This is a genomic window from Tautonia sp. JC769, from assembly GCF_040717455.1.
Taxonomy (GTDB): domain Bacteria; phylum Planctomycetota; class Planctomycetia; order Isosphaerales; family Isosphaeraceae; genus Tautonia.
This window is the reverse complement of record NZ_JBFEFH010000023.1, coordinates 54278-68258: the sequence shown is the minus strand read 5'-3', so window position 1 is coordinate 68258 and position 13981 is coordinate 54278. Positions and strand designations below refer to the sequence as shown.

Here is a 13981-nt window from a genome sequence, read left to right as displayed (position 1 = left end):
ATCGGTCAATCGCCGAGCCATCGCGACCGGCGGGCGACCTGCTCGTCGGTCGCGTCGGGGTCGGCCTCGATCCGGAACCGGTCCGGAGGCTCGGCGGCCAGGATCGCGTCGAGCCGCATCAACTGCTCTCGCCGGGCGATGAGGACCGAGACGGTCTCGCCCGGCGGGTACTGCCCCACTCGCTTCTTGAACCCATCAGGGGGCACCCGCAGCTCGCCGATCGCCAGGATCTCGTCACCGACGTTGAACCCGGCATCGAAGCCGGGCGTCTCGCGCTTGACGGCGGAGACGACCAAACGGCCGCCGTCGATCTTGGTGTCCAGGCCGATCCAGCCCTTTTCCGGGTCGGCGGTCGAGCCGTCCTCGGGGGCCTTCGGCCCTTCGATCGGCGCGAAGCGGAGGCCGAGCCAGTCGAGGGCCGGCCCGTAGTCGAGTTCCTCCGTCGATCGCAAGGCCCGTTCGAACCAAGGGGCGAGGTCCACCCCGGCGACCTCGGCCACGACGGCGAGGAATTGCTCCGACGAGAACCCGACATCCCCGGCGTAGCGTTCGAAGGTGAGGCGCATCACGTCGTCGAGGCTCCGGGCGTCGTCGGTCGCGCGGCGGATCTCGGCGTCGAGCAGGAAGGCGACGACGGCCCCCTTCGTGTAGTAGCTGATCGAGGTGTTGGCCGAGTTCTCGTCGCGGCGATAGAGCTTGATCCAGGCGTCGAACGACGACTCTTCGAGCCGGTGGACCAGGCGGCCCGGGTTCTCGTGCAGGCGCTGGATGTCGTTCTTCGGGCGGTCGTCTCCCGACCCCGCGCGGGGCGGATCGCCGGCCAGCAGCTCCTTGACCGAGCACAGCCCGGCCCGTCTCACGAACAGGCGATCGTAGTAGCTGGTAATCCCTTCCGCGACCCAGAGACTCCGCGTATGCACCTCGTTCTCGTAGTCGAAGGGTCCCAGTTCGACCGGCCGCAGCCGCTTGACGTTCCAGGTGTGGAAGTATTCGTGGCTGACGAGGTACAGCCAGTTCAGGTACGACGCCCGGCTCCGGGTCGCCCATCGGCTGCTCATCAGGACGGTCGAGTTCCGGTGCTCCAGGCCGCCGCCCGAGCCGGTCAGGAGGTTGAAGAAGACGTACCGATCGTAGGGCAAGGAACCCCAGAAGTCGCGCTGGGTGCGGACGATCGTCTCGACGTCTCGGGCCGATCGGGGGCCGTCCCAGATGCCCGCCTCCCCTTCGTTGACGAGCAGGTGGGGGATGCCGTCCACCTCGAACTCATAGACGTCGGGATTGCCGGCGTAGATCGGCGAATCGACCAGGATGTCGTAATTCTCGGCCACGTAACGATGAGGGGTGCCGCCGGGGGCATCGGGTAACCCGGTGATCGACCGCGACCAGTCGGGATGCAACTCCAACGAGACTTCGTGCGGCCGAGGGGGGGAATCGGCCGGGGTCAGGAACGTCGGGGCGCCGTTGATCAGGGCGAAGGAGGCGTCGATCCAGTTCGTCTGGACCCCCATCTCCCGGCCATAGACGCGATACGAGACGATCACGCGATCGTGCCCGCTCGACTCGACGCGCCAGCGGTTCTTCCTCACCTTGCGGACCGGGAGCGGCGTCCCCTCGGGGTCCCGGGCGGAGACGGCCTCGACGTGCCGCGAGAACTCCCGGATCAGGTACGATCCGGGGGTCCAGGTGGCCATGAACAGCTCAAGGGCCGGTCGGCCGTCGGTCGGGACCTCGGCCTCGACCTCCACGTAATGCGTCCCGGCCTCGGGGAAGCGGAGCGCGTAGCGGACGGGGGTCGGCGAGTCGTCGGCGGTCGTGGATTTGGGCATGATCACCATCGCGAGACAGACAATCGAGAGGGTTCGCACGGGCTCGGGTTCCTCCGATTCGATCGGCAGGGGTCGAGTTCGCCGGGTCACGTGCCGCGATCGAAGCGACCGCCCCATGATGGCCCGGCCCCGGCCGCGGGGCAATCGGCATCAACCCTCGATCTCGGCCACCTTGGCCGCGACGAGGCGGTCGATCTCGGCCACGGCGGCGTCGGTGGCCTCCTGGACGGCGCGTTCGGAGCCCCGCCCCTTCGCGGCGATCTGCTTGCGGGCGTCCTGCCGGATCATCCGGACCGCCACCTTCGCCTGGTCGCCGAGCGACCGGACGTGCCGGCAGACCTCGCCTTTCTGCTCGCCGCTGATCGGCGGGACGCCCACGCGGACCGTGGCCTTGTCCATCGCATAGGCCGACATCCTGGCCTCGTTCAAGGCCCGGACCACGGCGGGCACCGAGGCCGGGTCGAACGGCCGGACGAGCAGTTGATCCCCTCGCCCCGACACCGACGCCAGGCGGGCAAGCGGGACCGAGTTCCCCTGGACCGAGACGCGGACGCTCCCCACCAGGCCCGAGTCGACCGTGCCGGACCGGATCCCTACCAGTTGCTCGGCCAGGTGCCGGACGGCCCGGGTCATCCGCGGTTTCCAGTCGCTCATCGGCATTCGAATGGGTTGGGCGAGTCGGTACACTGGCCGGAGAAGTTCCGACGCTCCGGCACCATCGTATCCGGATCGCCGTCGGCCGGCACCCTCGCGCCCTCCAACGAGGCGGCGAACCCGGACCGCACCGGACTCGTCTTGAAGATCCAAGAAACCACCTGGAATCGACTCGAATCGACTCGATCGAACGAAAGGAACGACGCCATGTCCATCGTCGCCCAGATGCGTACGCAGTTGAAAGACTCGATGAAGGCCCGAGACGCCGTCCGGACCAACTTCCTCCGCTACTGGATCGCCCAGCTCACCACCGGGACCGGCGAGGAAGTGGCCGACGAGCAGGCGATCAAGAAGATGCGGGCCATGCTCAAGGAAGCCCGGGGAGGCCAGACCTCCTTCAGCCCCGAGGAAGTTTCCCTGCTCGAGGAATGGGTCCCCCCCACGCTCGACCGCTCGCAGATCGCCCAGGAACTCGCCCCCGTCGCCGATCAGATCAAGGGCGCCCCGAAGGACGGCCAGGCGATGGGGATCGCCATGAAGTCGCTCGCCGGGAAGCCGGTCGAGGCCGACGACGTGAAGGCCGTCATCGCCGACCTGCGCGGCTGATGGCGAAACGCTTCGGCTCACCCGGCGTTCACGAGGGCCTCGAACCCCTCGCGCAGCTCGTCCGGATCGGGCCGGGAGACCTGGCAGACCACCTCGCCATCGCGGAGGAAGACGAACGTCGGCCAGAGCTTCACCCGGAACGACCGGCCGAGCGGTCGGCCGGGGCCGTCCTCGACGGGGACGTGGGTGACCTCGGGATGCTCGTCGAGCAGGGCATCGCGCCGAGGCGCGGCCGCCTGGCAGTGGCCGCACCACGAGGCCCCGAATTCGAGGAGCACGAGGCCCTCCATCCGGTCCACCTCGTCTCGGGTCGGTTCGCGGTCGACGGATTGGCTCATGGCTGTCACCTCGCGGCCCCGGGGTCCGGGGCAAAGGGGCTGCATCGGTCCCTGCCGATCAGGGGGACGGTTCCTCTGCGTCGTCGTCCGGTTCGGGAGGCCCGAACGACGCGATCGCCTCGGGGACCGTGCGGAAGAGGTCCCAGTGGGCGTCCATCTGCATCGTTTCGAGCACCTCCCGTGTCGACCGGCCGACGCGGGCGAAGACGACCTCGCCGGATCGCTTGCGGATCTGCCGGGTCAGGGTCATCAGCAATCCCAGGGCCGACGGCCCGATCGGGCCGACGCCGCTCAGCTCGAAGACGAACCGGCGGCGGCCCTCGTCGAGCAGCTCGTCGAGGTCTCGGGCGGCGTCATGGAGGCTCGCGTCGTGAATGACGCCGGCCAGGTTGCCGACGATCGTCACTCCGCGGTCCACTCGGGAGTCGATCGGCATGGGCGTCCCTCTCTTGGTTTCGGCGGCAGGCTCGGCCCATTGAACCCTTCCGGATCGGGTCGCACAATCAATGCCGAAGCCCGATGCCCACCAGGCTCTCGGATCGAAGTCGATCATGCCAGCCGAGCGGGCCGGTGGGCAACTCCTTCGGGAGTGTTGACGCAAGCGATCAAAGGACGCCAACGGATGACTCATGCCGGCAATCAGCACGAGGCTGCGACCGCTCAGGCGGTCGGCCCTCCCATGATCCGGGCCGACAAGGCCGGATGGCCGACCCACGCCGTCCACGCCTTGATTCGCTGGAAACTGCACCGGCACTTCCACGCCATCCACGCCCAGGGCTTGGGGCGACTTCGGGAGGCCCTCGACGACGACCCGACCGGCGTCCTCTTCCTGGCCAATCATTCGAGCTGGTGGGACTTCTTCATGGCCCACTGGATCAACGTGACGGTCCCCGTCGACGGCTTCGGGATGACCGAGCACTCGAACATGGTCAAGTACGGCTTCTTCAGGCGGATCGGCGCCTATTCGGTCGATCGGAACGACCCGGGGTCGGTCCGGGCCTCGCTGGATTACACGGTGGAGCTGCTCCGGCGCCCGAGGGCGGGGGTCTGGCTCTTCCCCCAGGGGACGATCGCCTGCAACGACGTGCGTCCCTTGGAGTTCCAGGGGGGGTTGCGGCTCCTGCTCCGGCGCGCCGGCCGCCTCCGGATCGTGCCGGTCGCCCTGCGGTTCGAATACTGGCAGGACGAGCGCCCGGAGGCGTTCGCGCGGTTCGGGACTCCTGCCCGGGCCGATCGCGCGGAACGGTCGAGCGTTCTGGATCATTGGCAGGGGCGCCTGACCGACGAACTGGATGCCTTGAAAACCGACGTCCTCTCGCAAGACGCCACTCGGTTCGAGCCGATCCTCACGGGCCGGGGGTCGATCAACGACCGCTACGCCCGGTTCCGCTCGCGGTTCGGCGGTCCCCCGGCCGACTACTCGACGGCCCGGAAACCTCAAGGGGGGTCATAACCCCCCGGGTGCCACGGGTGGCAGCGGAGCAGGCGGCCGGTCCCCTTCCAGAGCCCCCGGACCAGGCCGTACTTCCGCAGGGCGCCGACCATGTACCGGCTGCAACTCGGCTCGAACCGGCAGGCGTTGCCGATCAAGGGGGACAGGAGGAGCTGATAGGCCCGGATGAGCAGGCAGAGCCCCTCGACGGCGAGCCGGGCAGGCCATAGCCAGGGTCGAAGGCTCATGACGAGGTCTCGGACGACGGCTGGCGATCGTGACCCCGATCACGAGGGCGGGATCGTCCGCGATCCCTCGCAAGCCGAGCGGCGACCGCCGCGGCCAGTTGGGGCAAGGATCGGTTGGCCTGCTCGAACGTCAGGGCGGGGCCTCGGGGGACGATCACCAGATCGACTCCCTCGGGCAGGACCTCTTTATTCAGGCGAAACGCTTCCCGGATCAATCGCTTGACCCGGTTGCGGTCGGTCGCCTTGCGGACCCGCTTCCGGCCGACGGAGATGCCGAGCCTCGGGTAAGCCAGGCCGTTCTCCGCGCCGTAGACGATCAGGGAATCGTCCGAGGCCGACCGCCGGCGGTCGAAGGCGCGGCGGAACTCGATCGGACTGGAGATGCGTTCGTGAGGACGGAAGGTCGCCGCAGTCATGAGGGGGTCTCGGTCTGATCGCCGTCGCGATCGCGGTCGGGGTTGCCGTGGCGTTGCTCATCAGGGTCGGGCCAGGAAATGCGTCGGGGCTGCCCGAGGTTCTGACGGAGGATTCGACCTCTCCGCGCCAGATGCCAGAGCACCAGGGCGGTGATGGAGGCGATCGCCACCAGGACGACCGCGAGGAACTCGGCATACGCCCGGCCGATCCGACGCCGAGCGGCCGGGTCCTCGGCAATCACGTTTCGGAGGGGTCGCGGCGGCGATGGGTTCGCGACGGGATCGGGCATTCGGGGTCAGTCCTCGTCCACTCCTTCATCGGCAATCGCCTGGTCGATCTGTTCGGCAAGGGCATGCAGTTGCCGGCAAACCCGCTCCAGATGCCCCTGCATCTGGAGAATCGCCTCGATCCCGGCCAGGTTGATCCCCGCGTCTCGATGCAGGCTGACCACGGTCCAGAGGCGTCGGACTTCCGAGGGCGAATACCCTTCAACGTCCCCGGATCGCATGACCTGAACGAGCCCTCTGCGCTCGTAGGCCAGCAAACGCCGGGTGGAAATCGCCAGGTGATGGGCGACCTGGTCGCGGGGGAGGATCGTCGGGTCCATCGGCGCGAATCCCGTCGAGAACGAGCCTGAAGAAGCGGGCTGACCGGGGCCTCGGATTACCAGAGCCCCTGGCGAGGATCAGTCGGATTGCGTGCGGCGAACTGTTCGATCAGGCGGCGGCTTTCCTCATCGATCGACTTCGGGACGACGACCTTGAGCACGGCGAACAGGTCTCCCGCGGGCCGATCGCCCCGGGCCGGGACGCCCTGGCCCTTGAGCCGCAGCTTCTGGCCGGTCGAGCTGCCCGGCGGGATCGTCAGGGTCTTGACCCCCGAGAGGGTCGGGCAATCGACCCGGGCGCCGAGGATCGCCTCGCCGACAGAGATCGGCAAGTCGACCAGGAGGTCTCGACCCTCGCGACGGAACGAGCGGTGCGAGTCGACCTGAACGGTGATGACCAGGGAGCCGGGCGGTCCGCCACCGAGGCCGGGGTTCCCCTTGCCCCGGAGCCGGATCTTGGCGCCGTCCTCGATGCCTGGGGGAATCTTCACGGTCAGGGTTTCGTTCGAGCCGTCGGGGCGGGCGATCACGATCGGCTGCTCGCCGCCGTTGACGGCCGTGAGGAACGGAATCCGCAGGGAGGACTCGACATCGCCCCCCCCCCGATGTCCTGCTCGACCGGCCCGGCGGCCGCCGCGGACCCGGCCCAGGATCTCCTCGAAGATTCCCCCGCCGGCGTCGAACTCTTCGGCCCCTCCGGGGGCGGTCCTGCCCCCCGAGCCGGTGCCGAAGAACTGCGAGAAGTCGATATTCTCGAAGCCCGGCCCTTGTCGAGCCGACCATTCGGCCCCCCCGGCCCGGGGCCCGGCCGCGCCCGCCCCCTCGAAGGCGGCCCGGCCATACAGGTCGTAGAGCTTCCGCTTCTCGGGGTCGCTCAAGACGTCGTAGGCCTCCTGGAGCTCCTTGAAGCGCCTCTCGGCGGCCGGCTTGTCGTCGGGGTTCAGGTCGGGGTGGTGCTTGCGGGCCAGGGAGCGGTAGGCGCGCTTGAGGTCCTCGGCGGAGGCTCCCCGGTCCAGGCCCAGCACCTCGTAGAAGTCGCGTTTGGGCATCGCGATGGCGACCCTTTCCGGACAAGATCGGGGGGACAGGATGACTCGTCTCGTTCGCGGAGACCGCCTCAATCATAAGACGACTTGAGGTCGCGTTTCAAGCGAGGCCGACGATTCGGTCGGCACCCAAGGCTCGCCCCACGATTGACGTTCGACTAGAATGGGGTACCGATTTCCCAGGCTCCGATCGAGAAAATCAGGACGAGCGAATCCCGGACCTCGTGTCTCGCAGCCATGAACCCTCGCCAACTGGTGGTCATCTCCGAACGCCGAGGTTTCTGGGCCGGTCAGCTCCGAGCGCGGCTCCAGGATCGCCCGGTGATCTGGCGAGAGACGCGAGGGACGAACGACCTGCTCGCCGCGGTCGAGGGCTGGCCATGCCCGATCGTCGTGCTCGACCTCGGGACTCAACCTCGCGAAGCCCTGGAGCGGCTGGTTCGCCTGGCCGTGCTCTGCCCTTCCGCCCTGGTGCTCGTGCTCGACCGCCATCGCCACCCCGAGCTTCACGACCTGGCCCGGGAGTTGGGGGCCACTCGGGTCTGGTCTGGCTTCGCTCCTCCGCCGAACGTCGCCGAGGTGATTGACGATTGGCTCATTCTGGCCCGTCACCGAACCGCCCTGGCCGGCCGCGCGGCCCTTCCCCGACCCGAACCCGACCCGGGCGATCCGATGGCGCTGCTCGAACTCTGATTCCAAAAGGTCTTCGACGCGGTGCCGGGCGGGACGCCGTCATCCGACCGACAGAAACCTCCCTCGTCCGTCCTTCGTACCCCCCGCCTGCTGGTTCCCTATTTTTTATTCGCTCCGAGAGGATTCGCCCGATGTCCGCTTCTCACCCTGCCGGCCTGACCGAACAGGACGTCTTGCTCGCCCTGAAAGGAGTCCAGGACCCGGACCTCAAGCGCGATCTGGTCGACCTCGGCATGATCAAGGACATCCGGATCACCGACCAGCTCCTCGAGCTGACGGTCAACCTGACCACCCCGGCTTGCCCCTTGAAGGGGAAGATCGAGGCCGACGTCCGCGAGGCGATCGGCCGGAACCTCGGCAACGCCCGGGAGCTGCGCGTCAACATGTCGGCCGACGTCCGAGGGAAGGGAGTCATCGAGAAGGGGGACATCCCCGGGGTCCGCAACGTCATCGCCGTCGGATCGGGCAAGGGGGGGGTCGGCAAGTCCACGCTGGCCGCGTCGCTCGCCTATGGCCTGCAACACTACGGGTCGAAGGTCGGCCTGATGGACGCCGACGTCTACGGCCCGTCGGTCCCGCACCTGGTGGGTGCCTCGGGCCGGCCGATGGCCAAGGGTGAGCGGATCCAGCCGATCGAGGCCAACGGCCTGAAACTCATGTCGATCGGCTTCCTGGTGAAGCCCGAGCAGGCGGTCATCATGCGAGGCCCGATGCTCCACGGGATCGTCAACCAGTTCCTGCATCAGGTGGACTGGGGCGAACTCGACTACCTGGTCATCGACCTGCCGCCCGGCACCGGAGACGTCCCCCTGACCCTCTCGCAGACCTTGCCGCTGACCGGGGCCGTGGTCGTTTGCACGCCGCAGGAGGTGGCCTTGCTCGATGCCACCCGGGCCGTGGCCATGTTCCGGCAGCTCAAGGTCCCCTTGCTCGGCATGGTCGAGAACATGAGCTTCCTCGACCCCCCGGGGGGAGGCGATCGCATGTACCCGTTCGGCCACGGCGGTGCCCGGCGACGGGCCGAGGAACTGGACGTCCCCTTCCTGGGAGAAGTCCCGCTCGTCTTCGACATCCGGGAGAAGGGGGACATCGGCCTCCTGCACGAGACCCTGGCCGAAGGCTCCCCCTCGCGTCCCTACCTGCTCGGCGTGGTCGAGGCGCTTGCCCAGCAAATCAGCATCCGCAACCTCAAGGCCCCCAGGATGCCGACCCTGGAAATCATCAGCTGAGCGTTCCGGGCGACCTTCCTGAGACATCCCGCAAACGCATCGAGGGCCGGAGGGGCCATGTCGACCCTCCGGCCCTCGATGCGTTAGTGCCGCCCTTCAAGCAAAGCCAGCCGACGACTCGATTCAGAAGGCGATCGGCCCGTCCTGCTCGACCGTGTAGGCGAGGCAGGCCCGGATGTCGGCTTCCGTCAGTTCGGGGTAGTTCTTGAGGATGGCGTCCCGGTCCCAGCCGTCGACGATCAGGGAGACCACCTGGCCGGCCGTGATCCAGGTGCCCCGGACCACCGGGGACTCCTCGGAGACGTGGTCGTCGAAGGCCAGGCGGTCAGGCCAGGGCTGCTCGTCGTCGGGGGTCGCGGGGTTCGCCGAGTGTTCGAGGGTGAAGTTCATCGGCAGGTCGTCGTTGCCGGGGAGCGGGGACATCGAGGAGGTCTCGCCGACCCGGCTCGACGACGGGGCCGGATGGCCCCAGCCCTCGGCCCGGGCCGACCGGGCGGTGATCAGGGCGTCGAGGGCGCGGTCGATCGACTGCTCGGCCTGGGCCAGGTCCTCCGCCGCCGCGTCGAGGCCAATGCCCCCGGCCACCAGCGATCGCAATCGGGCGACGGCCAGGACGACCCGGTCCGCCATCAACGACTCGACCAGGCCGCTCGGCGCCAGCTCGGCCCGGAGCGCCTCGGCGACGCCCAAGAAGTCCCGATCGTTGCCACCGAGGACGCCGAGCGGGACCGTGACGCTGCTCATCGCGGGAAACAAGGCGGTGTCCATGCTGATCCTCTTTGATGTGAAATCCAAAGCGTTCGTTTGATTCGAGCTCGAAACCAGGGACGGGAAGCGGGCCGCAAGCGTTTCATTCGAGAACGGAGACATGGCTGGGGGCTCCATCGCAGGGGTCTGTCATCGACCGGTAGCGGTCGGCAATCACCTTCGATTACCGTTTGCGTGTCTTACGGAAACATCATCGTTTTTTTGGGAAGCTCTAGTCACAAAAAGTCTGCGGGCAAGTGCCATAAAATGAGGGGGTTTTCCGCAAACCACTACACCACATTGAGTAAAAATTTTGTCCGGTTCCAGCCATGTTTTGCAACTGAAGGAAAATGGCTTGACTCCGCGCATGCCCAAAGGCCCCGGACGGACTCGGCCGGGGCCTTTGGGCGGGGGATTCGCGGGGGCCTGCGGGGCGGGGATCGGGGTCATCACCCGCGACGGAGGGCCCGCCCGGGGGTCGCGCCGGTCGGCTCGCCGTCGAAGAGGGCGAGCGTGCCGTTGACCAGGACGTGCCGGACCCCTTCGGCCTCGGTCCGGCCGGCCTCGTAGGTCGAGTGGTCGCGGATGGTCGCCGGGTCGAAGATCGCCAGGTCGGCCGCGAAGCCGGGGCGGATCAGGCCGCGATCGGTCAGGCGATAGCGGCGCGCCGCGTGGCTCGCGAGGTGGACGATCGCCGTGCCCCAGTCGTAATCCTTCTTCTCGCGGGTGTGGTAGCCGAGGTAGCGGGCGAAGGCCCCCCAGCCCCTCGGGTGGGGATGGCTGCCCCGGAAGATCCCATCCGAACCGGCCATATGGGCGGGGTGGCGGAGGATCGTCCGGATGTCCTCCTCGGTCCGGTCGCCGGCGCGGGCCCCGAAGATGCCGACGGCCATGCCCGACCGGATCAGGAGGTCGCAGACCATGTCTCCCGGCGAGACCCCGGCCTGCCGGGCGGCCTCGACCAGGTTCATCCCCTCGGTCCACTGGTCGTCGGGGTTGGCGGTCATCGTGATCGTGATCGTGTCCAGCCCGTAGGTCAGGCCGCCGTTGAACCATTCGGCGTGCAGCTTGGCCCGGATCTTCGGGTCGGCCAGGCGCTCGACGGTGGCCTCGATGCCCCCTTCCTGGACCCAGGGGGGCAGGGCGATCATGCCGAGGATCGTGCTTCCCACCAGGTACGGGTAGCTGTCGAAGGTCAGGTCGACCCCCTCGGCCCGGGCCTGGTCGACCAGCCCGAGCAACAGCTCGGCCGGGCCGTTGTAGTGGGAGATGTGCACGGCCGCGCCGGAGCGTTTGCCCACCTCGGCGATCTCGGCCACGCCTTCGGGGGCCCTGGGGCCGTAGCCGCGGATGTGCGAGACGTAGACGCCGTCGAGCGGGGCGATCTCCTCGCAGAGGGCGACGATCTCGCGGACGTCGGCGTATCGGCTGGGGATGTAGTCGAGCCCGCTGGAGACGCCGACGGCGCCGGCCTCCATCCCCTCTCGGACGAGCCGGCGCATGGCCTTCAGCTCGTCGTCGGTGGCGGCCCGGGTGTCGAGGCCCATGACCTCCATTCGGACGTTACCATTGGGGATCAGATAGGCCACGTTCAGGGCCGTCGTCCGGTTGAAGCGGGCCAGGTACTCGGCGACCGTGTTCCAGTCGTAGGTGATCCAGTCGGGGTTGCCGTTGAATCCGGCCGTGTAGCGCCGCATGTAGTCGAGCGTCTTCGGCGAGGCGGGGGCGAAGGCGACGCCGTCCTGGCCGATGATGTAGGTCGTCACGCCTTGCTTCAGGGCCGCCCGGTGGACCGGATCGGCCAGGAGCATCAGGTCGCCGTGGACGTGGGCATCGATGAATCCCGGCACGACGTAGAGGCCGGTCGCGTCGATGACCTGCCCCGCCTCGGCCTGGTCCAGCCGACCCACCTCGGCGATCGAGGTGTCCAGCAGGCCGACATCGGCCCGGAAGGGGGGAGCACCGGTCCCATCGACGACCATACCGCCCCGGATGACCAGATCAAACCGCATGAAAATGGCTCACTTGTTGGCGTTGTCGATATCGTTGGCGTTGGCATTGGCGGGGACGAGTCGGACCCGGCGCAGGTTCATCACCAGCCCGCCGGGGGCCTCGACGGCGCGGACCTCCAGCCGGTTCCGGCCGCCCGGGAGTCGGATCACCCCCTTCATCGGCTGCGGCATGAAGCGGGTCGGGCTGCCGGTCGCGTGGACCGGGGCCTCCCGGACCTGGTCGTTCGAGACCACCCGGACCACCGCCCCCCCTCGGCCCGCGGGGGCGGCATACTCGACGACGACCACGAATGCCCCAGGATGCTCCAGCTCGAAATCCCAGCGGACCAGCTCGGTCGTCGAGGCCCAGTCGACCACAGTCGCCGGCTCTCCCGCCAGTCGCAGCCGGTCGCCGAGCAGGATCGCCCGATCGGCCGGCAGCTCGAGGACGCCGTGCCGGTCGGCCTCGGGGCGGAACGGTTCCCCCTCCTCGTCCGCCCGGGCCACCGGGAGCACGACCAGGACAATCAGGGCCAGGATCGCCGGGCCGCGTCGCGGAGAATCGATCATCGGGAAGAGGCCGTCCGGGGGACAAGAGGGGGCGGGAGGATCGACCAGGCGGCCCGGCGGCGCGTCAGCTGGCCGGGGTGTCGATGGTTCGCCAGAGGTACCACATGGCGACCGATCGGTACGGACGCCACGGTTCGGCCAGTTCGACGCAGGACCGAGGGTCGGGCAGGGTCTCCAGGCCGTAATAGTCCCGGATCCCGACCCGGACGCCGAGATCGCCGACCGAGAGCACGTCGGGCCGGTTCAGGGCGAAGATCAGGAACATCTCGGCCGTCCAGGGTCCGATCCCCCGGATCGCCGTCAGTTGCGCCTTGATCTCGGCGTCGTCGAGGCGGCCGAGCCGGGCCAGCTTCAATTGGCCCGACGCCACCGCCTCGCTCAGGTGGAGCACGTACGAGGCCTTGACCCCCGAGAGGCCGGCGGCCCGGATCCCCTCGGCCCCGAGGGCCAGGAGCGACTCGGCCCGGTGGCGCTTCGCCCCCTGCCCGTGGAGCAAGCGGAGGTTGATCGAGGCCGCGGCCTTCGAGGAGATCTGCTGCCCCACGATCGCCCGGACGAGGATCCCGAAGCGATCCGGCTTCGGCCGGAGCAGGCACGGGCCGGCCCGATCGATCAGGGGGCACCAGCGCGGGTCGATCTCGCGGAGGTGGGCGACCGCGTCGGCCCAGGGATCGACGCGGTCGCGGGCCTTGCGATTGGGGGACGCGGGGGGCAACTCATTGGGCCTCGGCGAGGGCCTGCTCGATGGCATTGACTACCTTCTCCGACTTCGGGTCGTCTCCCGGCTCGAACCGGGCGATCACCTTGCCCTGGCGATCGACGAGGAACTTGGTGAAATTCCACCGAATCGCCCCGCCGTTCTCCGGGTGGGCCTCGGAGTCGGTCAGGAAGGCGAACAAGGGGTGGATGCCCGACCCCTTGACGACGACCTTCGAGAACAAGGGGAAGCTCACCTCGTAATTCGACTTGCAGAAGGCCCGGATCTCGGCATTGGTGCCCGGCTCTTGCTGGCCGAACTCGTTGGCCGGGAAGGCGAGCACCTTGAACCCCTTGTCGCCGTAGGTGCGGTAGAGGCTCTCCAGGCCGTCGTACTGCGGCGTGTATCCGCAATAGCTGGCGGTGTTGACGATCAGGAGGACGTCCCCCTCGTACTGCTTGAGGTCGACCTCGTTGCCTTCGATGTCGTTGACGGTGAAGTCGAGCACGCGGCGCTGGGCCTCCTCTTCGGAACGGGCGGGGCCTGCCATCAGCAGGGCGATCGAGAAGAACGCGAGCAGGGATCGCATCATCGAAACAGTCTCCGGCGAGATCTCAATCCTTTGGGGGGCGAGCGAGGGGGGCACCGCGCCGAAACCCCGACCGAGAAACCTCGATCGAGCCTTCAGACGCTCCTCGAAAGCGGTTGAGATTCATGATGGATTGGCCGGGCCGAGGAATCAAGTGAGATGCGCTTTTGGTTCTCGACCCGGCCGCGGTCCACGGCCGCTTTTCCTCGATCAGTTCGACGGTGGCCTCTCTCGAACGAGCGTGATAGGATGAGCCGCGATCGCCAGATCGATCGATTGATCGTGGAGGAC

The 13981-nt window shown here is 68.2% G+C and carries 18 protein-coding genes; 4 read left to right on the top strand and 14 right to left on the bottom strand.

All coding sequences use genetic code 11. The features are described from left to right. Positions 1–5 precede the first annotated feature (5 nt). Entirely contained in the window at positions 6–1826 is a 1821-nt protein-coding gene (locus tag AB1L88_RS20200) for a PDZ domain-containing protein (protein ID WP_367098499.1), read from the bottom strand. 150 nt (positions 1827–1976) lie between these two features. Then, entirely contained in the window at positions 1977–2480 is a 504-nt protein-coding gene (locus AB1L88_RS20195; protein ID WP_367098498.1) for a ribosome-recycling factor, read from the bottom strand. Between the two features lie 207 nt (positions 2481–2687). On the opposite strand from AB1L88_RS20195, the gene AB1L88_RS20190 reads away from it, so the two are divergent. Further along, on the top strand, positions 2688–3086 hold the full coding sequence (locus AB1L88_RS20190) for a GatB/YqeY domain-containing protein (RefSeq protein WP_367098497.1): 399 nt from the start codon (positions 2688–2690) through the stop codon (positions 3084–3086). Between the two features lie 17 nt (positions 3087–3103). Here AB1L88_RS20190 and AB1L88_RS20185 read toward each other — a convergent pair whose 3' ends face one another. Continuing rightward, positions 3104–3424, bottom strand: coding sequence for a thioredoxin family protein (locus tag AB1L88_RS20185; protein WP_367098496.1), 321 nt, complete (start codon positions 3422–3424; stop codon positions 3104–3106). Between the two features lie 58 nt (positions 3425–3482). Beyond that, positions 3483–3860: an STAS domain-containing protein gene (locus AB1L88_RS20180; RefSeq protein WP_367098495.1), complete on the bottom strand. Its 378-nt coding sequence runs from the start codon at positions 3858–3860 to the stop codon at positions 3483–3485. A gap of 186 nt (positions 3861–4046) precedes the next feature. Here AB1L88_RS20180 and AB1L88_RS20175 point away from each other — a divergent pair, with 186 nt between their 5' ends. After that, complete coding sequence (locus AB1L88_RS20175) at positions 4047–4877, top strand: lysophospholipid acyltransferase family protein (RefSeq protein ID WP_367098494.1); 831 nt, start codon at positions 4047–4049, stop codon at positions 4875–4877. On the opposite strand, the gene yidD is transcribed toward AB1L88_RS20175, so the two are convergent. The 5 genes from yidD to AB1L88_RS20150 are packed head-to-tail and all read right to left on the bottom strand — an operon-like array spanning position 4862 to position 7177. Continuing rightward, on the bottom strand, positions 4862–5104 hold the full coding sequence (yidD, locus tag AB1L88_RS20170) for a membrane protein insertion efficiency factor YidD (protein ID WP_367098493.1): 243 nt from the start codon (positions 5102–5104) through the stop codon (positions 4862–4864). The genes AB1L88_RS20175 and yidD overlap by 16 nt on opposite strands. After that, complete coding sequence (gene rnpA, locus AB1L88_RS20165; protein WP_367098492.1) at positions 5101–5520, bottom strand: ribonuclease P protein component; 420 nt, start codon at positions 5518–5520, stop codon at positions 5101–5103. The genes yidD and rnpA overlap by 4 nt, the downstream gene beginning before the upstream one ends. After that, positions 5517–5810, bottom strand: a complete 294-nt coding sequence (locus AB1L88_RS20160; protein WP_367098491.1) for a hypothetical protein — start codon at positions 5808–5810, stop codon at positions 5517–5519. The genes rnpA and AB1L88_RS20160 overlap by 4 nt, the downstream gene beginning before the upstream one ends. A gap of 6 nt (positions 5811–5816) precedes the next feature. Beyond that, positions 5817–6128, bottom strand: coding sequence for a MerR family transcriptional regulator (locus AB1L88_RS20155; protein WP_367098490.1), 312 nt, complete (start codon positions 6126–6128; stop codon positions 5817–5819). A gap of 56 nt (positions 6129–6184) precedes the next feature. Next, positions 6185–7177 (bottom strand): J domain-containing protein, encoded by a 993-nt coding sequence (locus tag AB1L88_RS20150; RefSeq protein WP_367098489.1) that lies wholly within the window; start codon positions 7175–7177, stop codon positions 6185–6187. A gap of 234 nt (positions 7178–7411) precedes the next feature. On the opposite strand from AB1L88_RS20150, the gene AB1L88_RS20145 reads away from it, so the two are divergent. Both AB1L88_RS20145 and AB1L88_RS20140 read left to right on the top strand, forming a co-directional pair. Beyond that, positions 7412–7867 (top strand): hypothetical protein, encoded by a 456-nt coding sequence (locus tag AB1L88_RS20145; protein ID WP_367098488.1) that lies wholly within the window; start codon positions 7412–7414, stop codon positions 7865–7867. 131 nt (positions 7868–7998) lie between these two features. Continuing rightward, a complete protein-coding gene (locus tag AB1L88_RS20140) occupies positions 7999–9096 on the top strand; it encodes an Mrp/NBP35 family ATP-binding protein (RefSeq protein WP_367098487.1) in 1098 nt (365 codons plus the stop codon). 123 nt (positions 9097–9219) lie between these two features. On the opposite strand, the gene AB1L88_RS20135 is transcribed toward AB1L88_RS20140, so the two are convergent. The 5 genes from AB1L88_RS20135 to AB1L88_RS20115 form a co-directional block, all read right to left on the bottom strand. After that, positions 9220–9864, bottom strand: coding sequence for a DUF433 domain-containing protein (locus tag AB1L88_RS20135; protein ID WP_367098486.1), 645 nt, complete (start codon positions 9862–9864; stop codon positions 9220–9222). A gap of 428 nt (positions 9865–10292) precedes the next feature. Next, positions 10293–11855, bottom strand: a complete 1563-nt coding sequence (locus tag AB1L88_RS20130) for a D-aminoacylase (RefSeq protein WP_367098485.1) — start codon at positions 11853–11855, stop codon at positions 10293–10295. 9 nt (positions 11856–11864) lie between these two features. Then, a complete protein-coding gene (locus AB1L88_RS20125; RefSeq protein ID WP_367098484.1) occupies positions 11865–12404 on the bottom strand; it encodes a hypothetical protein in 540 nt (179 codons plus the stop codon). 64 nt (positions 12405–12468) lie between these two features. Next, positions 12469–13119 (bottom strand): DNA-3-methyladenine glycosylase, encoded by a 651-nt coding sequence (locus AB1L88_RS20120; protein WP_367098483.1) that lies wholly within the window; start codon positions 13117–13119, stop codon positions 12469–12471. Position 13120: 1 nt separating this feature from the next. After that, a complete protein-coding gene (locus AB1L88_RS20115; RefSeq protein WP_367098482.1) occupies positions 13121–13693 on the bottom strand; it encodes a glutathione peroxidase in 573 nt (190 codons plus the stop codon). Between the last annotated feature and the right edge of the window lie 288 nt (positions 13694–13981).